The sequence below is a fragment of the Bacillus sp. TH13 genome, from assembly GCF_016651175.1.
Taxonomy (GTDB): Bacteria; Bacillota; Bacilli; order Bacillales; family Bacillaceae_G; genus Bacillus_A; species Bacillus_A thuringiensis_S.
In genome coordinates, this window is sequence record NZ_JAEKEJ010000025.1 from 2,053,948 (window position 1) to 2,076,750 (window position 22,803).

Genomic DNA, 22,803 nt, shown 5'->3' on the forward strand with positions numbered 1-22,803 from the left:
GCTCGTATTGTTAGCATTAACCCTTTTATAGTATCCTCCATCCCACTCCAAAAAATAAAAAGAATACATACAACCTTTTATAATTATCTCAATTTTTCAACCCTTACCATAAACGAACAATATAAATAAAAATACATTTTAAATTCGTTTTTAACGTTATTTTTTAGATATAAAATCTACTTTTTCAAAAAACGTTAAGAAATCCTTTGACTTCTTAATAAAAATAATGTAAATTATCCTATGGACGAACATTTTTGATTAATAAAAATAAAATATTCGTATTTTAGGGGTGTAAATGATGGAAAACGTATTCGACTATGAAGATATTCAATTAATTCCTGCAAAATGTATTGTAAATAGCCGCTCTGAATGTGATACAACTGTCACTTTAGGAAAACATAAATTTAAATTACCTGTCGTGCCTGCAAATATGCAAACGATTATTGATGAAAGAATCGCAACTTATTTAGCTGAAAACAATTACTTCTATATCATGCATCGTTTCCAACCAGAGAAACGAATCTCATTCATTAGAGATATGCAATCACGTGGATTAATCGCTTCTATCAGCGTTGGTGTAAAAGAGGACGAATATGAATTCGTACAACAATTAGCTGCTGAGCAACTTACACCTGAATATATCACGATTGATATCGCACACGGTCATTCTAATGCTGTGATCAACATGATTCAACATATTAAAAAACATTTACCAGAGAGCTTCGTTATCGCTGGAAACGTTGGAACTCCAGAAGCGGTAAGAGAATTAGAAAATGCTGGTGCTGATGCAACAAAAGTTGGTATTGGACCTGGTAAAGTTTGTATTACTAAAATTAAAACAGGCTTCGGAACTGGTGGTTGGCAGCTAGCTGCACTTCGCTGGTGTGCGAAAGCTGCAAGTAAGCCAATTATCGCTGATGGTGGTATTCGTACACACGGCGACGTAGCTAAATCTATTCGATTTGGGGCAACTATGGTCATGATCGGTTCTCTATTCGCTGGTCACGAAGAGTCTCCAGGGGAAACAATTGAAAGAGATGGCAAACTTTATAAAGAATACTTCGGTTCTGCTTCTGAATTCCAAAAGGGTGAGAAGAAAAACGTTGAAGGTAAGAAAATGTTCGTTGAGCATAAAGGTTCTTTAGAAGATACGTTAATCGAAATGGAACAAGATCTTCAATCTTCTATCTCTTACGCTGGTGGAACAAAATTAGATGCCATTCGTACTGTAGATTATGTTGTCGTGAAAAACTCGATTTTCAACGGCGATAAAGTATATTAATCCTTAAATTTAAAAAGAAGGACAAGCATAGAAGTGCTTGTCCTTCTTTTTCATATATAAAAATATAAAATATTTTTATTTTACTGAATTTTCTAGTATCATGTTTTTAGATAGTCTTAATAAGGAGGAGATACGACTTGAAAAATGTAATGGAAAATCGCCTTAATCGCGCAGAGGTGCCTGCTGAACTAACATGGGATTTATCCGATTTGTATAATTCTGATGCCGAATGGCATACCGCATTAAACGTATTAGAAAATGATATACAGAAACTTGATACATTTAAAGGACGTTTACATACTAACTCCACAACTTTATTAAATTGCCTACTTTTAGAAGAAGAGCTTTTAATGACGTTAACAAAACTGTACTCATATGCAAATTTAAAAGAATCTACTGATCGTACAAATCCAGTTATTCAAGCGAACTCTTCCAAAATCTCTGCTTTATGGACGAAAGTACATACTGCACTATCCTTTATCCATAATGAAATTCTCTCACTTGAAGAAGGAACAATTGAAAAATATTTAACCGAAGAAACAAAACTTGAACCTTTCCGTAAATCGTTACTAGAAATACTACAAAAAAGGCAGCACACACTCTCTCCTGAAACAGAAGAAGCACTTGCTGCACTTGGCGAAGTTCATAGTTCTCCATACAAAATTTACGGCATGACTAAATTAGCCGATATGGATTTCACTTCTATACAAGACGAACAAGGAAACGAACTTCCTGTTTCATTCTCATTATTTGAAAGCAAATATGAATTTTCTTCAAGCACATATATACGTCGAAAAGCATATTCATCATTTGTTTCCACACTAAAACGATATAAAAATACAATTGCCACAACATATGCTACTGAAGTAAAAAAACAAGTAACACTTTCTCATTTACGTAAATATGAATCCGTTACCCATATGCTATTAGAACCACAAAGAGTTCCACTTGAAATGTATAACAACCAACTTGATATTATTTATAAAGAATTAGCACCTCATATGCGCCGTTTTGCAGATTTAAAAAAGAAAGTATTAGGACTCGATCAAATGCTTTTCTGCGACTTACATGCACCTTTAGATCCTGAATTTAATCCAACTATTACTTATGAAGAAGCAGGCATGCTCATTCAAGATTCTTTAAAAGTATTAGGCGATGAATATAGTTCCATAATTGAAAAAGGATTCAAAGAAAGATGGGTAGATCTTGCAGATAACGTAGGCAAATCAACAGGGGCATTTTGTTCAAGTCCATACGGCTCTCATCCTTATATTTTAATTACATGGCAAAATACGATGCGTGGATGCTTCACATTAGCGCATGAATTTGGACATGCCGGTCATTTTTATTTGGCAAATAACAACCAGCGCATTATGAATGTACGCCCATCTATGTACTTTGTTGAAGCACCATCAACTATGAATGAATTACTATTAGCTCAGCATTTACTAGCGACTACTGACGATAAGAGAATGCGCAGATGGGTCATTCTACAACTACTCGGCACATATTATCACAACTTTGTTACTCATTTACTTGAGGGTGAATATCAACGTAGAGTATATGCTCTAGCAGAAGAAGGACAGGCCCTTACAGCTACAACTTTAACTGAAATTAAAACAAATGTCCTTTCGACATTCTGGGGAGATTCTGTAGAAATCGATGAAGGTGCGGGCTTAACTTGGATGCGTCAGCCTCATTATTATATGGGTCTATATTCTTACACATATTCCGCAGGCCTCACTGCATCTACTGCAGTAGCTCAAATGATTAAAGAGGAAGGACAACCTGCTATTGATCGCTGGTTAGATGTGCTTCGCGCTGGTGGTACAATGAAACCACTTGAACTAATGAAACATGCCGGAGTAGATATGTCAAAACCAGATGCAATCCGTAAAGCCGTTTCTTACGTTGGCTCATTAATTGATGAATTAGAGCATTCTTATCAAGGATAAAAAATAAGCCCTCGCTTTATGAGGGCTTATTTCATATTTATTTTCCAAACCTTTTGCGATATCCACATTTCCTGCAAAGCTCTTCAACTGCAACTCTTTTCGAAAATCCATCGACAATATTTGTTGCTCTTTCACCTTCTATAATGTTAGAAAATGAATCATTATTAATATTCCCAAGGTTAATAATCCCTTCACCATCTAAACAGCAAGGAATAACTGTTCCATTCGCTAAAATACCCGCTTGATTACGAAGTCCATGACAGAATCCTTTCCCATCATCCTCTTCTTCATGTAATGCTGGCCACTGGAATTCATAGTCTTGATTAATAAAGACACGTTCTGCAATTTTTATACCTTTTCCTGGTGTAAGCTTCTCTTCAATTTGATAAGATAGATCAAATTCATTTTCAATTATGGATAATAACTCTCTATTTTTCTGGATTTCAGCATTTGTTTTATTATCCTGAGTTAAATTCCATAACCTTAACGATACAATTAAATCTGATTGACTCGTTGCTTCCCTAATGAAGGAAAGTATACTCCTTACATAGCCCTCTTTATCTTGCGAACCTGGGTGTCCATCAAAACTATGCAGTGAAAAATTCATTTGTCTTAACGCAGGCTTATTTAACAGTCTATGCCTTCTCTTATTAATTAACGTTCCGTTCGTTGTAATATTAACTTTAAACCCTTTTTCATGGCTTAAGTCTAATAGTTGATCTATTTTTGGATGGAGCAACGGCTCACCCTTCACGTGCAAATAAATGTAGTCTGTGTGAGGTTTAATTTGGTCTAATCTTTTAGAAAAATCCTCTACAGAAATGAATTGCTTCTGCCTTTCCGTCGGCGGACAAAAGCTACACGCAAGATTACACACACTCGTAATCTCCAAGTAAAACTTCTTAAACTTCTTCACCTTTAATTCCTCACTTCTCTAACTACTTATACTTTTTCCTCTTCATATTACAGCATATTTTTATGGAAATAGAAACATACTTATTTTAGGAAATCTACATACCATCTAATAATGTTTAAAAGACCATCGGTAATTTTTGTCCAATGGTCTTTCCCACTATTAATTATCTTTAACCTCTTTTACATACTCCCATGTTTCACCTTGATTTTTTGATTGATAAAGTATACTACTATTACCATTGTAGTCTCCATCTGCTCCTTGCCCTACTAGCATGTTAAAAACTCCATCCTTCTCATAAGGCAGATTAGGAAAATCAAACGGATTTATTACCTGTCCACTTTCTAGTTTCACTTCATAATTTGTATAGCTCAACTTTTTAAAAGTTATACCACCATCATCTGTACGGTATAACCCCCCTTCATTTCCAGAGGGTCTGGCTGCCCTTAAAAATCCGAGCTTTTCATTAAAAAAGATGATTCCTGATGCACTACCGACCGCTTCATTGAAAGGGTCTTCATTTATAACTCCCCATGTTTCCCCTCCATCAATTGTCTTGCTTAGTGAATAAAAGGTGCTCCCTAATGCTTTATCTGTGACATCTAGTTTATAACCAACTTCTTTTGAAAAGTAGAATTGCTCATTATTATTAGTTAAATCCTTCTTTTTCTTTTTAGAACTACTTTCCTTACTCCAATTTGGGTCACCTAGTAAATTATATCTAGCAGGTACTACCTCTTTCTCTTTTCCAGGGATAAATATAGATACCGTATATCCAATTATTTCGGACTTTGCTTCTTCAAGCTTCTCTAATTTCCCATCTTTATTAATATTAATAATTCCTTCTCTGTTGTAACCCCAGTTCCTTTTCCCATAATAGACCAGCCCATACTTATCTTCATTCCACTTACTTACAGTTTGTTTAACTGGAATGGCTTGAACTGTTTTAATTAAAGGTTTTACTAATTTATCTTCATTATAATCAGCGTTAACATACCCATTTAATCCTACAAAAATATCTTTTGATTTATTTTTATTATAAGATATTAAGTAGCTTTCCTCTTTTCCAGCAGCATTTTTCCCATAAAGAAAAGTATCAAATGATGTAATTGTTCCATCTGATTTAAATTCCAAAGTAAAATCATCCGACATATATAACTTCTTTGGCAAAGTATATTTCTTATTTATATCTTCAAAAATGCCCTCTACACCATACTTATATATATTATCACGCTCAAGTTTAACTGATCTTTCGTTTTTTACGCTTTCTATAAACCATGCTAGTTTACCGCCATAATTCGTTGCACTTTTATAAATTTTTATCCCATAAAAAGACGTTATAAGGATAAGAATTATAACAGAAATGTATTTCCATCCCTTTACATTTAATAATTTGGATGATTCGCGTTCCCTATTTTTCACAATTTTAATTGTAGTAAATATAATAATAAGTATTAGAAATACTATAGATAATAACCAAATATAAATATTATTATTCATTCTCCCATACATACATAATAAAGCTAATTCATAACAAAAAATCCAGTATACGATTATTACTAATGGATTTTTTATTAATGATACCAATATTTTTTTCATATCTTCCTTAAATATGTTAATCCCCCCTAAGTACATCTAATACTTCTTTTTTCCTATATTGAGTATACTTGATTTCACCAGGCACTTGCATACCCCATATTTACTGTACATCTTCATTACATATCAGTTAAATCTAAAATAATAAAATGCGTATAAAAAAGCACTCTATCTTGTAAAGATAAGTGCTTTTTTCTTGATTATATTTTTTATTCAATATACAGCCAATAATACTTCATGTTAATACACGAGGCATGATTAATTTCGGATCAATATTTATGATACAGTTCACCGTAACTAATATAAATAAGGTTATTTTTTATTATTTTTATAATTAAATTTAACGAAAAAGGTAGTGCCCTCCGACCCTGTTTGAATTTCTATTTTTGCATTATGGCGGGCAGCAATAGCATAACATACACCTAACCCTAACCCCAACCCAGTTCCATTATCTTTGGTCGTGTAAAATGGCGTACCCAGTTTCTCCAATACTTCAGGCCTGATACCTTTTCCTTGATCCCGCACTGCAAGCACCACACAATTTTGACCTTCCTTGTAGGTGCTAATGGTTAGAACCTTCCCTGTATTCATCGCTTCTAAGCCATTACGATATAGATTCATTAATAATTGCCGTATCTCATTACGATTTAAAAGTAATTCCGGAATGTCATTTGTATCGACTTGAATATATTTATTTTGATTATACGTATCAATCTTTATTAAAGGAATAATATCGCGGATAATTGAATTTAAATCTAACATCTGCAAATCCAATTTCCTTGTATTACCCATTGAGAGAAATTCAGTAATAATAGAATTGGCACGGTTAAGTTCTTCAATCATTAAATGAAAGTACTTATTATGTTTCTCATAGGTATTCTCTTCTTTTAATAACTGCAAAAATCCTAGTACCGTTGTCATTGGATTTCTAATTTCATGGCTGATACCTGCTGCCATTTGCCCTATTAAATCAATGTTAGATAATCTTTTCAATTCCTGTTCATATTTCTTTTTTTCCGTTATGTTTTTAAAAATACAACAAATACCATCATCATACGGGTATGCAATAACTTCGTGCCAATATTCATCTGCAGTAGAAAAAAATTCGAAATGAACTGTAGTTCGATCTGACATCGCACGATGAAATTCCTTATACATAACTGTGTCGATGTCACTCGGGAAAACATCCCATATACTCTTTCCTAATACATCTTTTGCTGTTTTTCTTTGCGGAAAATATTGATACTTATTTACGTACGTAAATTTCCATTTATTATTTAAAGTAAAGAATCCATCCGTAATACATTCAATCACACTTGTAACTTTTTCATTAGCAGCAGCTAGCTCTCCCGTTCGCTCTTCCACTATGCTTTCTAGTTGATCCATATATAACACATTTGAAAACGTAGGGGCTGTGGCATCAACGATAGATTTTGCTAGTTGAATTTGAGAATTATCGTAATTGTGAGCTTTTCCTTCTTTGCCAACGACGATTACCCCTAATACTTCTCCCATTGAAACCAATGGAATCATCAATAGATCCTTACTATCTATATTTTTTGTTCGAAGAACCTCTTGGATCTTGGCTTCATAGCTTTTCTCTGTCCAATCCGCTTCTGTCCAATCACAGCCCTTACTTAATTTCGTTGTTTTAATCGTTGTTTTGTCTAGCGGATTTAGAAGATGGACAGCCATATTTTTACTCTCTAAAATCTGTTTTAAGTAAAAAAAGCATTTATCAAAACTCTCCTGTATCGAGGAACACATTGATAAATCACGTGTAACATTTAGTAACAACTGCTTCTCAGCAATAAGGTTTTCCTTTTGTGTTAAATTATTGGCGTTTTGAATTGCCACCGCAGCCATATTTACATAAGCTTCAACACTTTGAATTTCTGAATCTGTTAAGTTCATCGGAATTCCATAATCAAATAAAAAAACCAGACCAAATAACTCTTGCCTAAATGAGATAGGCAGAGCTAATAAGGACTTAATTTTAAACGCATCAACTGGTATCGGATCTGGTCGATGATCCTTTGAGGTATCAGGAATATAGATGGTTTTTTTCGTTTCAATAACTTCTTTTGCCAGTAAGTCTATTTCAGGATCAATTACCTGAGTATCAAGCGTTACGCCATTTATAGTCTCTGGTTTTCCTGCAAACCCTCTAAATGTCCCATCTTCCTGGGGTAAATAAATTCCAACAGCATCACAACTAACAATCTCCTCTGATATCGCCATTGTTACACGCTGCAATACTTCACGTAGTTCTAATTTCGTATTTATTATTTTTGTTATATTCGCGAGCCTAGAATATCTCGTCTGATCACTTACCATTCACATAGCCTCCAGTTATAGGCATAATAAAATAAATATGATAATATCGGTGTCTTACCTTTATTTTACATAGAATATCTTACTTATGGTACGGTTCTCCACGATTAATCCGAAACGCTCTATACACTTGCTCAAGCAACACTAATCGCATTAATTGGTGTGGTAACGTCATCTTTGAAAAAGAAAGTGATTCGTTTGAACGCTTCATCACTTCTGAACTTAGTCCGAGTGATCCACCGATTACAAATGCGACTTTACTCTTTCCGTATGTAGCAAGGCGATCTAGACTTACCGCAAATTCTTCTGATGATTTTTGCTTTCCTTCTATAGCTAATGCAATTACATGCGTGTCATCAGAAATTTTATCCAGTATACGTATACCTTCTTTTTCTTTTACAATTAACATTTCTGCTTCACTTAAATTTTCTGGCGCCTTTTCATCGGACAATTCAATTACTTCTACTTTTGCGTATGCTGATAATCGTTTTAAGTATTCTGCTATACCTTGTTTCAAATATTTTTCTTTTAATTTCCCAATTGAAATAATCGAGATATTCACACGTATCCTCCACCTTACAAACATGTTATCCACAAAACTTATCCACATATCCACAATCACTACCCACATATTGTGTGAGAATCTGTGTTCGATACAACATATGTCGCCTCATTTTGACAAAATTCACATGTTTTTTTCTCTTTTTCTGAGTTATCCACACTGTTGATAACCGGTGCAACTTCACACTCATCCACAATAATATCTAACGCTAATTCAACATGTTCTAAACAACAAGGTAAATTCATTTTCTTCACCTCACTTTTCTACAATAGAAAACAGGAGGTAGGCCCTCCTGTTTTTAATACTTTTGAATGCCTAATTTCACTGTTGTTGTTACTCTTTTTGTACCACGATAAAACGTAAGAGTCATTTTATCATTAATTTCCTTATCATATAAGGCCGTGCGGAATCCAATAATATCGCGAATCGGTTTTCCATCTACTGCCACAATAACATCATGTTCTCTTAAACCAGCATCCGCGCCTGGCGAAGGACTTTTCACATCCAAAATACAAACTCCTTCTGTTACAGTACCTGGTAAATGTAATGTTTTTGACCAATAATAGTTTGGAATTTCATTTAATGACCTAAGTTCAATCCCAACATACGGTCTTCTTACTTTTCCATACTTCTCAAGTTCATTCATAATCGGAACAGCCCTAGTCACTGGAATAGCAAGTCCGATTCCTTCTACTTCTTTTGCAGCAATTTTCATTGAATTAATACCAATTAATTGTCCTGCTGCATTTACAAGCGCACCGCCACTATTCCCCGGGTTAATCGCCGCATCTGTTTGTAACACTTCTACTTGCCAATCATAATGTCCATCTTGATCTAAATCTACAGGGACAATACGTTCATTAGCTGAAATAATACCTTGCGTAACAGTTCCAGAGAATTGCAGTCCAAGTGGATTTCCAATCGCAATGACTGGCTCTCCTCTACGAACAGTATTAGAATCGCCAATTTCAATTATTTTTTTCACATGCTTTGCATCTATTTCTAATACAGCTAAATCTGTGACTACATCGGTTCCTAATACTTTTCCAGGAACCTTCTTACCGTCACTTAGACTTACTTCAATACGATTCGCTCCAGCTACAACATGATTATTCGTTACAATATAAGCTTGACCATTTGTCTTTTTATAAATTACTCCTGATCCTGTACCAGCCTCTGAATCTGCCTCTGAAAAGTTATCTCGTTGAATGTTAATAACACCCACAACAGCTTCGGATGCACGATCAACAGCATCTACAAAGCTAATCTGTTTAATTCCTTGAGCTTCGGCCATATTACTTCCGCTTGCTTCAGCTTGCGGAAGCGTATCAGCAGAATTTGAAAATAAAGGAGCTCCAAACGCAAACAAAGAAGCTCCTACAATTGTTCCCGCTATACTAGAAAGAACTATACCTTTATGCTTCTTTTTTCCTGCACGTTTCATACGATAATTTTCTTCATCAATAAAGGACATATTTGTTCACCCATCTTCCTGAAAACAACTATATTCACCTTTATTGTTTACTAAAATGAAGAATTATACGTATTGAATTTTTGTAGGCATTTTTGGATCTGTATCGTGAATTTCAAAGGATTCACCCACTCCAAATCCTTTTTCCTCTAGTACTTGTGATACCGACATACGAGCTAGTTCTTTCATATTATTATCTAAGCTTAAATGTGCTAAATAAATATGCTTTGTCTCATCTGTAATTACATCTGCCATTGCTAACGCAGCATCCTCATTACAAACATGCCCAACGTCGCTTAAAATACGTCGTTTAATGCTCCATGGGTAACGTCCCATACGAAGCATTTCCACATCATGATTACTTTCAAATACGAAAGCATTAGCTCCCTTAATAACGCCCTTCATACGGTCGCTTACGTATCCCGTATCTGTAATAACCGCTAATTTCCTATTATTGTTATGGAAAGCATAAAACATCGGTTCTGCCGCATCATGAGAAACTCCAAATGATTCGACTTCAATATCACCAAATGTTTTCACATCCCCAACTGAGAAAATGAATTTTTGCTCAGTTGGGATATTTCCTATTAAATGTTCCATTGCATTCCATGTTTTCTCATTCGCATAAACGGGTAAATCATATTTTCGTGCCAATACACCTAACCCTTTAATATGATCACTATGCTCATGTGTTACAAGAATACCTGATACATCATTTATATTCAGTTCTGCTTGTTTAAATAAAGCCTCTGTCGCTTTACCACTTAAACCTGCATCGACTAGTAATTTTTTTTCATCGGTTCCTACGTATAGCATATTTCCTGTACTTCCACTTGCAAGTACGCTAAAATGCAACCCCATTATTTCTCACTCCAGTATGTTCATCAACCACTTGATTTTCCTTTTCCCCTAATTCCATAACTTGTCCTTCAATTGCATTCACAAAGAAGTCCTGCTTCTGCTCCGTTTTTAAATTCCACGTTGGAGCAAGTACTTGGTTATTAGAAGTAGATGCGGTAAGAGTGGCATAACCAATTTGTGCTTCTTTAACATGCGTATTTCCATGAATTTTATTTTTTAAATACAAATTTTCTAAAGCTGTTTGAGCCGTAATAATTTCTTGCTCTTTCGTTTTTTCACCTTCGCCCATTTCTTTTAAATCAGTTAGCATTGTCTGCGTATATGAAACAAGTTCATTTTTTTCATTTAATTCCACAACAATCATCGCCTGATTATTATAGAAAATAGGCTTATCTTTATATTTTTGGAAGAAATAAATTTTAGAGTCTTTCACCGCTCCAAATTCATACTTTTGTCCATCCAATACATTGTTCTTCAAAAATTCATTATACTTATCTTTTGATAATGATTTCGTATTTAAAAAAGGCTCTTTTAGCTTACTTTCTATCTTGTACATATTTTGTATATGCGCCGTTTGATTTTTCAAAGACTGTATATCATCTTCTTTAAAGGCTTTATTTTCTGCTCTAATAAATGACTCTTTTTTCGGTTCCTTAGGGATATTCCCTATAGTAATTTTGTTTGCTTTTAATTCTTGATCTATCTTTGTTTCTGCAATAAGCTCCAATTGATTACTATCTTGCTTTTGAATGAATTGAAAAATGAGAAAGAGATCCAAAACAAAAAAGGTCACAATAAATATGGTTTTAATTCGATCCCAATCCATTTAGTCCTCCCTCACTCCACTCATAGATTTTCTGTTTACCCGTTTCACCTTCAACAAGCTTTACATACCAAATTGGTTGTAGTCGAACTACTTGCCCATCTAGTGATAACTTGTATCCAATACCAATATCCTTAATTACTTGTTTCTTTATCTCTGGATTATTTTCTAGGGATGCTATTACAACATGCCCTGACGGAAGAGTAACTTTTTGTTCTATGCCTTTAGTATTTAAAGACAGCAACGGTCTTTCATATTCCATTACTTCTTCTGATCCCCATTTTTGTCTCAATTCAGCTAATCCATCTGTATTGAATACGGAATATCCATCTTCATGTAAGCGAAATACTGTCTCTCCTTTATTCATATAGTCCAAACGATATGAATCCAAACTTCCACTGTGACCACTTACGAATTCAAAGCTTTTTTGTAACAGCATTAAATTATCTATCGTTTTCTCAGTTAAGACAGAAGAATTTTTATACTTTAGCATGTGACGATCGTTTTCAATTTCCATGGATCTAATACCATCTGTAAATGTTTCTTTCGATATCTCAGTAATCGGACTTAAATAACGAGGATCACTAAACAGAGCATTCTTAAACGTATCAACTGCTAAATTAGATGAAATATATGTTATATTGTTTAACTCTGTCGTTCCATCTGGTAAAAATAACTTTTTCATATCATTGATTTGATAATCAAAATAGGGCTTTGCTGATACTATAAATTGATTTTGGGCATTTACAATATCTTTTAAATACACACCACTTAATTTTGCCTCATATATTTTTAAGTTATCACCATCAGAAACAAAGTTAATTTTAATTTCTTGATCCTTACTCCTAGAAGGATCAAGGAGAATACGATTAAAATGTTTAGGCTTATCTGTACTTTTCTCTTTCATGTTAAACATGGATTTAACTGCATCAAATGGGATATCAGTAGGGAAAACAAGTTCAATTTTCCCTTCACCATGCACATAGGACAGGAAATCACCCTTAGTGATTGATATCTCTCTAAATTCATGTAGTTCCCCTACTTCCAGAGGCTTATAGATTGATTCTATATCTGCCTCTCTTCTGCTCCCATAATGATTTTTATCTTTATGCACGATGATAGAAGTAGGACGGACAACATCGGAAATTTTAGTTTGATTCGTTCCTTCATTGCCCTGTACAAATTTCGCGTTTTGCATGGATGTAGAATCTGGCACATACGTCCATAGGTTAAAAGTAAGAAATAGGCTAATTACAACTAGGTTAATTAAAACTATTGTTTTAAAGTTTTCCATACTCATTCCCAATCGTCCTCTTCATCTGCTGCCATCGGTAACGTGAAATAAATAGTTGTCCCTTTTCCTTCTTCACTCTTCGCCCAAATAGAGCCACCATGTGCCTCGATCATTTCTTTTGCAATTGCTAATCCAAGTCCCGTACCACCCATTTGTCTTGAACGAGCTTTATCTACGCGATAAAAACGTTCAAAGATTTTATCAACGTTTTCTTTTGGAATACCCATTCCTTGGTCACTTACGCTAATTTCTAATAAATCACCGCGATCACGTAAGCGATATGTTACTGTTCCACCTTCTGGTGAATACTTTAATGCGTTAGAAATGATGTTATACAGCACTTGAGTAATTTTGTCAGTATCCATATCAATAAACCTAGACTTCTTAGAGAAAGATCGTTTGAAACTTACATTTTGCTCTTTAGACATTTCAAAGCGATCAATAACATTATTAAAGAAATCAGTAAAGTCGACCCATTCTTTCATTAAACGGTGCTCTGTACTATCAAGTTTAGATAGCTGTAACAACGCATTTACAAGTCTAATCATTCTTTCTGTTTCTTCTTGTGTAACCGTTAAAAATTGTGGTGCAATATTCGGATCCTGCCACGCTCCATCTGTAAGTGCCTCTAAATAACTGCGCATCGTCGTTAATGGCGTCCTTAATTCATGAGAGACATTCGCCACAAACTCACGGCGTTCCCGTTCTATACGCTCCTGCTCTGTTACATCATATAGTACAGCAATTAAACCATTTGCCTTCCCTGTTTCTTTTTGAATAACAGAGAAACTAGCCCGTAAAATATATGGTTCGTTTCTCGTACTAAAATCTAATAACACAGAATCTGGCTCTTCATATAAATGATCAAGTGTAAATTCTTCCTGTATCCCTAATACCTCTAAAACAGATTGATCGAGCGCTGTTTCACGAGAAACATTTAACATCTTTTCCGCAGGGTCATTTAGTAAAATAATATCCCCTTTTCGGTCAGTAGCAATTACTCCATCTGTCATATGTGATAAAACGGATGATAATTTACGCCTTTCACTTTCTGTAGAAGAACGAGCTTGTTGTAATTTTTTTGATAAATTATTGAAGGATAATGCCAGTTGTCCAATTTCATCATGGCTATGCACTTTTACTTTTCTCGAATAATTTCCTTTTGCCATTTCGATTGCTTGTCTCCGCATATCTGAAATTGGTCTTGTAATTGTTTGAGCCAATAAAATCCCAAGTACGGCCGTTACTAATAAGGCAATTACTGTTCCCGTAGCAAAAATTTGATTTATATCCTTCATTTGTTTATATACATCTTCCATAGATGCAACGATGTATATAACACCAAGCGCATCCTTGCCATTATCATCTAGAATCGGAGTAAGCATAACTTGAACACGATGGCCTGTACTACCATCCTTCTCAATTTTCACTTCTGGCTTTTTTTGCACTAACACTCGCTGAACAGCTATATCAGTTGATGTTCTATTTACCTTATTCTGCTTTGATTCATCTGAAATAGCCAATAACTTTCTATGCGAATCAAATACACTTACCTCTTGTATAACTTTTTTTTGATCAGAGGCAAATTTTCGAATAGAAGTTTTAATGGTTTCATCTGTTGACTCTGTTTCTGCTTTTGTATAACTTTTTTTAAACTCTTGTTTCAAGTTATATGATAATAAGTTTGTTTGCTGCGTTAAAGAATCCCTAAAACCTTGTACTAGGCTCTTCTCTAATTCCCTTACGAAATATACCCCAATAACTTGCATCGCTATTAATATTAATAGCATATATATAAGCACAAATTTTAAATGAATAGATTGAAAAAAACCAACTTTCTTCATATACTATTCCTGCTCTGGGTCACGCAAGTAATACCCTACTCCACGTCTAGTTACAATTAAAGTAGGATGGCTTGGATTATCTTCAATTTTTTCACGCAAACGACGTACTGTTACGTCTACTGTGCGCACATCTCCAAAATAGTCATAACCCCAAACTGTTTGTAATAAATGTTCGCGTGTCATAACTTGTCCTAAATGTTTCGCTAAATAATGTAGCAACTCAAATTCACGATGTGTAAGCTCGATATTTTCCTCGCGCTTCGTTACACTATATGCATTTGGATTAATAACAATTGGTCCAATAACCATTTCTGTATTTTCATCTTTTTCTGCAGAACCACCTTGTTGATGACGGCGTAAATTCGCCTTCACACGAGCAAGTAATTCCCTCGTACTAAATGGCTTCGTTACATAATCATCTGCCCCAAGCTCAAGCCCTAATACTTTATCAATCTCAGAGTCCTTTGCTGTAAGCATAATAATCGGCATTTCTGAACTTTTACGTATTTCACGGCAAACCTCTAATCCATCTTTACCTGGTAGCATAATATCTAATAAAACCATATCTGGTTGTTCTTCATTAGCTTTTTCAATTGCTTCATCACCATCATGCGCCATTACTATTTCAAAACCTTCTTTTTCTAGGTTAAACTTCAAAATATCTGCAATCGGCTTTTCATCATCAACTACTAAAATTTTCTTTCCCATCATCGTCTATTTCCTCCTTATAAAAATATGGTCAATAATCCCTAAACATATTGATGTTTACATAGTATGTCCTATATGACCGCATCCTTTGTTTAAGTATTTTCTCCTCTATTCTCATAGACTCATGTATGATCCACTTTTACACGGAATCCTATACGATCTATAGAAAAACCTCTAGCTTCAACTGCTAGAGGCTCCTCGTTCTATTTTAAAATAACTACTCAGTTTTGTAAAATTACATAAATAAAAAGGATATTAAGTGGGCCCACTTAATATCCTGAGAGTGGCTCGGGACGGAATCGAACCGCCGACACGAGGATTTTCAGTCCTCTGCTCTACCGACTGAGCTACCGAGCCAAAACTATATATAAAACCACTAATGGTGGTATAAACAAAAGTGGCGGTCCCGACCGGGGTCGAACCGGCGATCTCCTGCGTGACAGGCAGGCATGTTAACCACTACACCACGGGACCAAAAATAAGCATAAAAAAAACATGACCCGTACGGGATTCGAACCCGTGTTACCGCCGTGAAAGGGCGGTGTCTTAACCACTTGACCAACGGGCCACGAAAAATAAAATGGTGAGCCATGAAGGATTCGAACCTTCGACCCTCTGATTAAAAGTCAGATGCTCTACCAACTGAGCTAATGGCTCATACTCACCAACGTCATATTTTCGTGACGACAAAATGTATCATAACATGTATTCTGTATTCTTCGCAATACTTTTTTTCATTTTTTTATAAAAGATAAGAAAAAACTCATGCGGACATGAGTTTTTTCTAAAAATATCAATTAAGCTTCGTATACATTACGAACAATATTCGTTTGGTTACGATCTGGTCCAACTGAGAACATAGATAATTGAATTCCTGTTAACTCAGAAACACGTTCTACGTATTTTCTTGCATTTTCAGGAAGCTCGTCTAATGATTTTACACCAGTAATATCTTCTGTCCAACCTGGAAGCTCTTCATATACAGGCTCACATTTCGCTAAAATGTTTAAGTTTGCTGGAACTTCATCGATAACTTCGCCATTGTATTTGTAAGCAACACAAATTTTAAGAGTTGGAATATCTGTTAGAACGTCGATAGAATTTAATGATAGATCCGTTAAACCACTAACACGACGCGCATGTCTTACAACAACGCTATCGAACCAACCTACGCGGCGCGGACGACCAGTTGTTGTTCCGTACTCACGACCAACTTCACGAATTTGATGACCAATTTCATCATTAAGTTCAGTAGGGAATGGACCGTCACCAACACGGCTTGTATATGCTTTACATACACCTACAACGCGAGTAACTTTCGCAGGGCCAACTCCAGTTCCAACTGTTACACCACCCGCAATCGGGTTAGAAGATGTAACGAACGGGTACGTACCGTGGTCAATATCAAGCATAACACCTTGTGCACCTTCAAATAATACACGGTGATTGTTATCTAGTGCATCATTTAATACAACAGATGTGTCGCATACATATTGTGCGATTTGTTGTCCATATTCGAAGTACTCTTCAAAGATTTCCTCTACGCTGAAACCTTCTGTATCGTACATTTTTTCAAACAAACGATTTTTCTCTACTAAATTGCGCTCAAGCTTCTCTTTAAATGCTTCACGGTCTAAAAGATCAGCCATACGGATACCAATACGAGCAGCTTTATCCATATATGCAGGACCGATACCTTTTTTCGTTGTACCGATTTTGTTATCACCTTTACTAGCCTCTTCTAACTCATCTTGTTTTAAGTGATAAGGTAAAATAACGTGTGCACGGTTACTTACACGTAAATTATCAGTACTTACACCACGGTCGTGTAAGTATTTTAACTCTTCAAGTAATGCTTTCGGATCTACTACTAAGCCATTTCCGATTACACAAATTTTCTCTTTATAGAAAATACCAGATGGAATTAAGTGTAACTTATATTTAACTCCGCCGAAAACAATTGTATGTCCCGCGTTATTTCCACCTTGATATCTTGCAACTACTTCCGCATGCTCAGAAAGAAAATCAGTGATTTTACCTTTTCCTTCGTCGCCCCATTGTGTTCCTACAACTACTACTGAAGACATTATTAAAGCACCTCCGCAATTTTCAAACGATCTATTCAAACAATATAATTGTACCAAAACCGAAAAAGAAGTCAACCAAAAAGCGAACATTTTTTTATTAAAAATCATTTTCGTTCGTAAGAATTATATTTTCACCTTATGAAAGCCTTATCTTTATCCCATAAAAAAAGAAACACATCTTATTATAAGAAATGTGTTTCTTTTTTATACTGCCTTTATGCCCCATCCTCAAAGCGTCGTTCTAAATTAACGAATTTATTAAATTCTTTAACAAACGCAAGCTCTACTGAACCTACCGGACCATTACGTTGTTTTGCAATGATAATTTCAATCGTATTTTTATTTTCCGTTTCACGGTCATAGTAATCTTCACGATATAGGAAAGCTACAATATCAGCATCCTGCTCAATACTACCAGATTCACGAATATCAGACATCATCGGGCGTTTATCCTGACGAGATTCTACACCACGAGATAACTGTGATAAGGCAATAACAGGCACTTGCAATTCACGCGCAATCCCTTTTAAAGTACGAGAAATCTCAGATACCTCCTGCTGACGGTTCTCACCTGATTTCCCACTTCCTTGAATAAGCTGTAAGTAGTCAATTAAAACCATACCAAGACCTTGTTCTTGCTTTAGTCTACGACATTTTGCTCGAATCTCATTTACCTTAATTCCTGGTGTATCATCAATATATATACCGGCATTTGAAAGACTACCCATCGCCATTGTTAATTTCGCCCAATCATCAGAAGTTAATGACCCGGTACGAAGTCTTTGCGCATCGATATTTCCTTCTGCACAAAGCATACGCATAACAAGCTGATCGGAGCCCATCTCCAAACTAAAAATCGCTACATTTTCATCCGTTTTCGTCGCTACGTTTTGTGCGATATTTAATGAAAATGCAGTTTTCCCTACTGACGGACGTGCTGCTACGATGATTAAATCATTTCGCTGGAAACCTGCCGTCATCTTATCTAATTCAGTAAATCCAGTTGGTATCCCAGTAACTTCACCTTTTTGATTATGCAAAAGTTCAATTTTATCATAAGCATCTACAAGAACATCTTTAATATTTTGAAATGCTTTTGCATTCGTTTGATGGGATACTTCTAATATTTTTTTCTCGGCCTCATTTAAAAGGCCGTCTACGTCATCTTCTCTCTCGTATCCATCCGACACAATATGAGTCGCTGTTCGAATTAAACGACGTAAAAGTGCCTTTTCAGCGATGATACGTGCATAATATTCAACGTTAGCAGCTGTTGGAACAACTTCTGCTAACTCTGCTAGATAAGACACTCCACCAACTTCTTCTAGTAATCCTTGATCAGCCATCGCTGATGTCATTATTACTAAATCGATCGGTTCTCCTTTATCAGATAACCCAAGCATTACCTCAAAAATCTTTTGATGTTTCGTTCGATAGAATGAGTCAGGTACCAATAACTCTGATGCTGATGTTAACGCATCTTGATCAATTAATATGGCCCCTAAAACCGCCTGCTCGGCTTCTATATTATGCGGAGGGGTACGATCAGCAAGTACATCACTCATACGCAATCCTCCTTGCTTAATTTATTTTTATTGTTCACTAACATGAACTTTTACTGTCGCTGTTACTTGCGGATGCAATTTCACTGTTACATTTGTGTAGCCTAATGCACGGATTGCATCATCCATTTCAAATTTACGTTTATCAAGTTTAATTTTATGTGATTTTTGCATCGCATCTACGATTTGTTTGCTCGTAATAGAACCGAATAAACGGCCACCTTCTCCAGATTTCGCTTTTACTTCTACAGTTAATTTCTCTAATGTTTCTTTCAGCTCTTTTGCATTCTCAACTTCTGCTGCTGCATCTTTTTCTTCTTTACGCTTTTGAGCTTCTAAAGTTTTCATACTGCTATTTGTTGCTTCAGCAGCCAATCCCTGTTTTAGTAAGAAGTTATTTGCATAGCCATCTGGTACGTTTTTTACTTCTCCTTTTTTACCTTTACCTTTTACGTCTTTTAGAAAAATTACTTTCATGATTGTGTGCCTCCCTGTAAATAGTCATCAATAACAAATCGAAGCTTCTCCTCAGCTTCATCTACTGTAACATTTTTCATTTGTGTGGCTGCATTCGTCAAATGCCCGCCACCACCTAAGTTTTCCATAATTAGCTGCACATTCACTTCACCTAAAGACCTGCTGCTAATTCCAATGAGATTCTCGCCACGTTTCGCAACAACAAATGATGCAATAATTCCTGTCATTGTTAATAACGTGTCAGCTGATTGCGCAATAAGCACTTGATCGTAGTAATCATCACTATCAACTTTAGCAATCGCAATTCCATTTTTATAAATGTACGCATTTTTTATAGCTTTTGCAACCCGTAAATACTGATCCATATCTTCCTTTAAAAGTTCTTGTACAAGTACAGTATCTGCACCATGTGAGCGTAAATAGGAAGCAGCATCAAACGTACGAGCCCCCGTCCGGAATGTGAAACTTTTCGTGTCGACAATAATCCCCGCTAACAATGCCGTTGCTTCTAACATTGTCATCTTTAAATTTTTCGGTTGATACTCAAGCAATTCTGTAACCAGTTCTGCCGTTGAAGAAGCATATGGTTCCATATAAACTAGCAATGGATCTTCAATAAAATCTTCTCCACGGCGATGATGATCGATAACTACTACATTTTCAATTTTATGTAACAATTTTTGTTCCATCACCATAGAAGGTTTATGTGTATCGACAACAACAAGTAATGACTCATCATTCGCAAATTCCATCGCTTGCTCTGGAGTAATAAAGTGAGACCATAATTCCTCATTTTGTTTCACTTTGTCCATCAAGCGTTTAATTCCCTTATCAGAATCATTTTCATCTAATACAATATATCCTTTACGCTCGTTTAATTGAGCCACTTTTAAAATACCAATCGCAGCACCAATTGCGTCCATATCAGGAGCCCTATGCCCCATGATAATGACATTACTACTTTCTAATACTAAATCCTTTAACGCATGCGAAATGACTCTAGCACGTACACGGGTACGCTTTTCAACCGGATTTGTCTTGCCTCCATAGAACTTAACTTTACCTGTCGCTTGTTTAATAGCTACTTGGTCTCCCCCGCGCCCAAGCGCAAGGTCTAAACCAGATTGAGCCATTGCCCCAAGCTCTGACAAAGGTAAATCACCTGATCCGACACCTACACTTAATGTAAGTGGTATATTCCTTTTAGATGTTTCTTCACGCACCTGATCTAAAATACTAAATTTCCCTTTCTCCATTTGCGTCAGAATACTTTCATTTAGCACAACGAAGAATCTTTCTGAAGATGCACGTTTTAAATACGCACCATACTTAAGTGCCCATTCATTTAGTCGCGATGTCACAAGACTTGTTATATTCGTACGTAATTGATCATCTAATCCTTGTGTAACTTCATCATAATTATCCAAATAAATTACAGCTAAAACAGTGCGTTGATCCTCATACATCTTTTCGATTTCTGTTTGTTCCGTTACATCAAAGAAATAAATTAACTTTTCTTCTTTCCTTACAAAAACGCGAAACTTTCGATTATTTAAAGAGACTATATCATCAGAAGTTTCTCCTTTAATGAAAAGAAGTAATGTTTCTGATACATCGTAAAGGTGCCATCCAGCTAATGCATGCTGTCCCAGACATGAAGATAAATAAGGATTTGCCCAATCAATCCCATAATCCTTATTGTATAACAAAATACCAATCGGCATTTGGTTAAATGCTTCATTACTTACTTTCTTTACCCTCGTAATCATATCTGTCGTATGCTTTTCGAAATTCCTTTGAAAATTAAGTTCAAATCGTATAACGATAAAGAATACGATACAAAAAATGACAAAAGCAGCTATCCCCATAATTAAATGAAAATAACAGAGAATTAAAATGAGCACAAACACAAAAAATGCCAATACATAAACAGGATATAAAAACCACTGTTTCTTATCAAATTCAGGCATGTATACAACTCCTATAAAGTAAAACTAACTCACCTTCCAGTTAGTTAAACAGATTAAAATAGTATAAGGAATATTATTTTATTCCCCTATTTTAGAACGCAATGAAATCCCTAAGTCAATTATACCTAAGATTGTCACAAGAGGAAACAGCATCGGAATAAACATGCATACAATAAAACTAATAATAGGAACCCCTTTAGTAAAACCTTTTCTATACGCTAAAAAGGAAATGAATGTCAGACCTTGCAGTACAAGCAATAGTGCAAATATGACATATAGGTTAGAAAATACCATATGTAAATATGATGTTGGTTCTACTTTTATAAAAGTTGCTAACAAAATAAATATAACGTAATACCAAACAATACTCTTTGGTAATTGTATATCTTTAAATTTAGGCCAAGATATAATGTCATGTTTTAACTTTTTCAAAACACTACCTGATATTATCACTGTAATCCAAGAAAAACATACTGAAACTAGAACAAGTATACTCGGAAATAACGATTGTAATATATCATTCATTTGTGTAAGTAACTCTTTTTGTTCCTTACTAATCCGCATACCTGTAGCACTTACTATCTTTTCACTTTGCACCATACTTTCACTAAACATACTTTGCATTTGCTTCATTATATCTATGTTGAAAAACTTTATACTCGCAACATAAATAAGTACAAAACCAATTAAGTATGCAAGCGTCCCCGCTATTAAGATTTCTACTGGCTTTTTTCTTGTTTTATACATATATCCTAAAACAATCCCTATCAATCCAAACATAATTGTCTTCACTAAATTCATGGGTTGACTCACAATAATAGTAACAAAAAGTGCCGCTACAAAAATCATGAGCACATTAGATAGTTTATGCCTTATCGTTAATAGTATAAATGGTAACGGCAACGCAAAAGTTACAACAGTACCCAAAATCGGAACATACATAGATATAAGCAATAAAATTACATATATAGCTAATAACGCTGCACCTTCTGTAATAAACTTTGTTTGTTTCACATTTTAACCTCTCTTTCAAAAAAGAAAAGCATAGCAAAATGCACAGTAGA

At 35.2% G+C, this 22,803-nt stretch carries 18 protein-coding genes and 4 tRNA genes; 2 read left to right on the forward strand and 20 right to left on the reverse strand.

Going from position 1 to position 22,803, the window contains the following annotated elements:
* Positions 1-298 precede the first annotated feature (298 nt).
* Complete coding sequence (gene guaC, locus JFU02_RS18955; protein WP_000432447.1) at positions 299-1,282, forward strand: GMP reductase; 984 nt, start codon at positions 299-301, stop codon at positions 1,280-1,282.
* 137 nt (positions 1,283-1,419) lie between these two features.
* On the forward strand, positions 1,420-3,237 hold the full coding sequence (pepF, locus tag JFU02_RS18960) for an oligoendopeptidase F (protein WP_097960309.1): 1,818 nt from the start codon (positions 1,420-1,422) through the stop codon (positions 3,235-3,237).
* A gap of 37 nt (positions 3,238-3,274) precedes the next feature.
* On the opposite strand, the gene JFU02_RS18965 is transcribed toward pepF, so the two are convergent.
* The 20 genes from JFU02_RS18965 to JFU02_RS19060 form a co-directional block, all read right to left on the reverse strand.
* Positions 3,275-4,153 carry a radical SAM/SPASM domain-containing protein gene (locus JFU02_RS18965; protein WP_042972880.1) on the reverse strand — a complete coding sequence of 293 codons (879 nt, stop codon included), beginning with the start codon at positions 4,151-4,153 and terminating at the stop codon, positions 3,275-3,277.
* 159 nt (positions 4,154-4,312) lie between these two features.
* Positions 4,313-5,785 (reverse strand): WD40/YVTN/BNR-like repeat-containing protein, encoded by a 1,473-nt coding sequence (locus tag JFU02_RS18970; protein WP_201071480.1) that lies wholly within the window; start codon positions 5,783-5,785, stop codon positions 4,313-4,315.
* A 273-nt stretch (positions 5,786-6,058) separates the two neighbouring features.
* On the reverse strand, positions 6,059-8,083 hold the full coding sequence (locus JFU02_RS18975) for a GAF domain-containing sensor histidine kinase (protein WP_201071483.1): 2,025 nt from the start codon (positions 8,081-8,083) through the stop codon (positions 6,059-6,061).
* 79 nt (positions 8,084-8,162) lie between these two features.
* Positions 8,163-8,642: a 23S rRNA (pseudouridine(1915)-N(3))-methyltransferase RlmH gene (rlmH, locus tag JFU02_RS18980; protein ID WP_001027005.1), complete on the reverse strand. Its 480-nt coding sequence runs from the start codon at positions 8,640-8,642 to the stop codon at positions 8,163-8,165.
* A 59-nt stretch (positions 8,643-8,701) separates the two neighbouring features.
* Positions 8,702-8,887, reverse strand: a complete 186-nt coding sequence (locus tag JFU02_RS18985; RefSeq protein ID WP_001052833.1) for a CxxH/CxxC protein — start codon at positions 8,885-8,887, stop codon at positions 8,702-8,704.
* Positions 8,888-8,940: 53 nt separating this feature from the next.
* On the reverse strand, positions 8,941-10,116 hold the full coding sequence (locus JFU02_RS18990) for a S1C family serine protease (RefSeq protein WP_000008032.1): 1,176 nt from the start codon (positions 10,114-10,116) through the stop codon (positions 8,941-8,943).
* 63 nt (positions 10,117-10,179) lie between these two features.
* Positions 10,180-10,974 carry an MBL fold metallo-hydrolase gene (locus tag JFU02_RS18995; protein ID WP_201071486.1) on the reverse strand — a complete coding sequence of 265 codons (795 nt, stop codon included), beginning with the start codon at positions 10,972-10,974 and terminating at the stop codon, positions 10,180-10,182.
* On the reverse strand, positions 10,958-11,800 hold the full coding sequence (locus JFU02_RS19000; protein ID WP_000383717.1) for a two-component system regulatory protein YycI: 843 nt from the start codon (positions 11,798-11,800) through the stop codon (positions 10,958-10,960). The genes JFU02_RS18995 and JFU02_RS19000 overlap by 17 nt, the downstream gene beginning before the upstream one ends.
* Positions 11,781-13,097 carry a YycH family regulatory protein gene (locus JFU02_RS19005; protein WP_000061570.1) on the reverse strand — a complete coding sequence of 439 codons (1,317 nt, stop codon included), beginning with the start codon at positions 13,095-13,097 and terminating at the stop codon, positions 11,781-11,783. Before JFU02_RS19005 ends, JFU02_RS19000 begins: the two co-directional genes overlap by 20 nt.
* Entirely contained in the window at positions 13,094-14,935 is a 1,842-nt protein-coding gene (walK, locus tag JFU02_RS19010; protein WP_000755369.1) for a cell wall metabolism sensor histidine kinase WalK, read from the reverse strand. The genes JFU02_RS19005 and walK overlap by 4 nt, the downstream gene beginning before the upstream one ends.
* 3 nt (positions 14,936-14,938) lie before the next feature.
* A complete protein-coding gene (walR, locus tag JFU02_RS19015) occupies positions 14,939-15,646 on the reverse strand; it encodes a cell wall metabolism DNA-binding response regulator WalR (RefSeq protein ID WP_000971868.1) in 708 nt (235 codons plus the stop codon).
* Between the two features lie 281 nt (positions 15,647-15,927).
* Positions 15,928-16,000, reverse strand: a tRNA-Phe gene (locus JFU02_RS19020).
* A 41-nt stretch (positions 16,001-16,041) separates the two neighbouring features.
* A tRNA-Asp gene (locus JFU02_RS19025) sits at positions 16,042-16,117 on the reverse strand.
* Positions 16,118-16,139: 22 nt separating this feature from the next.
* Positions 16,140-16,211, reverse strand: a tRNA-Glu gene (locus tag JFU02_RS19030).
* Positions 16,212-16,224: 13 nt separating this feature from the next.
* A tRNA-Lys gene (locus JFU02_RS19035) sits at positions 16,225-16,300 on the reverse strand.
* A gap of 140 nt (positions 16,301-16,440) precedes the next feature.
* Positions 16,441-17,730 carry an adenylosuccinate synthase gene (locus JFU02_RS19040; protein WP_000100230.1) on the reverse strand — a complete coding sequence of 430 codons (1,290 nt, stop codon included), beginning with the start codon at positions 17,728-17,730 and terminating at the stop codon, positions 16,441-16,443.
* A 215-nt stretch (positions 17,731-17,945) separates the two neighbouring features.
* A complete protein-coding gene (gene dnaB / locus JFU02_RS19045) occupies positions 17,946-19,295 on the reverse strand; it encodes a replicative DNA helicase (RefSeq protein ID WP_001286147.1) in 1,350 nt (449 codons plus the stop codon).
* 27 nt (positions 19,296-19,322) lie between these two features.
* A complete protein-coding gene (rplI, locus tag JFU02_RS19050; protein ID WP_000864237.1) occupies positions 19,323-19,769 on the reverse strand; it encodes a 50S ribosomal protein L9 in 447 nt (148 codons plus the stop codon).
* A complete protein-coding gene (locus JFU02_RS19055; RefSeq protein WP_001113778.1) occupies positions 19,766-21,739 on the reverse strand; it encodes a DHH family phosphoesterase in 1,974 nt (657 codons plus the stop codon). The genes rplI and JFU02_RS19055 overlap by 4 nt, the downstream gene beginning before the upstream one ends.
* A 78-nt stretch (positions 21,740-21,817) precedes the next feature.
* Entirely contained in the window at positions 21,818-22,753 is a 936-nt protein-coding gene (locus JFU02_RS19060) for a DUF2232 domain-containing protein (RefSeq protein WP_201071489.1), read from the reverse strand.
* Positions 22,754-22,803 lie beyond the last annotated feature (50 nt).

Coding starts and splice junctions, on each gene's coding strand:
- JFU02_RS18985 (WP_001052833.1), bottom strand. CDS start 8,887: ATGAATTTACCTTGTTGTTTAGAACATGTTGAATTAGCGTTAGATATT.
- JFU02_RS19055 (WP_001113778.1), bottom strand. CDS start 21,739: ATGCCTGAATTTGATAAGAAACAGTGGTTTTTATATCCTGTTTATGTA.
- walK (WP_000755369.1), bottom strand. CDS start 14,935: ATGAAGAAAGTTGGTTTTTTTCAATCTATTCATTTAAAATTTGTGCTT.
- rplI (WP_000864237.1), bottom strand. CDS start 19,769: ATGAAAGTAATTTTTCTAAAAGACGTAAAAGGTAAAGGTAAAAAAGGA.
- JFU02_RS18970 (WP_201071480.1), bottom strand. CDS start 5,785: ATGTACTTAGGGGGGATTAACATATTTAAGGAAGATATGAAAAAAATA.
- guaC (WP_000432447.1), top strand. CDS start 299: ATGGAAAACGTATTCGACTATGAAGATATTCAATTAATTCCTGCAAAA.
- JFU02_RS18975 (WP_201071483.1), bottom strand. CDS start 8,083: ATGGTAAGTGATCAGACGAGATATTCTAGGCTCGCGAATATAACAAAA.
- JFU02_RS19040 (WP_000100230.1), bottom strand. CDS start 17,730: ATGTCTTCAGTAGTAGTTGTAGGAACACAATGGGGCGACGAAGGAAAA.
- JFU02_RS19000 (WP_000383717.1), bottom strand. CDS start 11,800: ATGGATTGGGATCGAATTAAAACCATATTTATTGTGACCTTTTTTGTT.
- JFU02_RS18995 (WP_201071486.1), bottom strand. CDS start 10,974: ATGGGGTTGCATTTTAGCGTACTTGCAAGTGGAAGTACAGGAAATATG.
- walR (WP_000971868.1), bottom strand. CDS start 15,646: ATGATGGGAAAGAAAATTTTAGTAGTTGATGATGAAAAGCCGATTGCA.
- JFU02_RS18990 (WP_000008032.1), bottom strand. CDS start 10,116: ATGTCCTTTATTGATGAAGAAAATTATCGTATGAAACGTGCAGGAAAA.
- JFU02_RS19005 (WP_000061570.1), bottom strand. CDS start 13,097: ATGAGTATGGAAAACTTTAAAACAATAGTTTTAATTAACCTAGTTGTA.
- dnaB (WP_001286147.1), bottom strand. CDS start 19,295: ATGAGTGATGTACTTGCTGATCGTACCCCTCCGCATAATATAGAAGCC.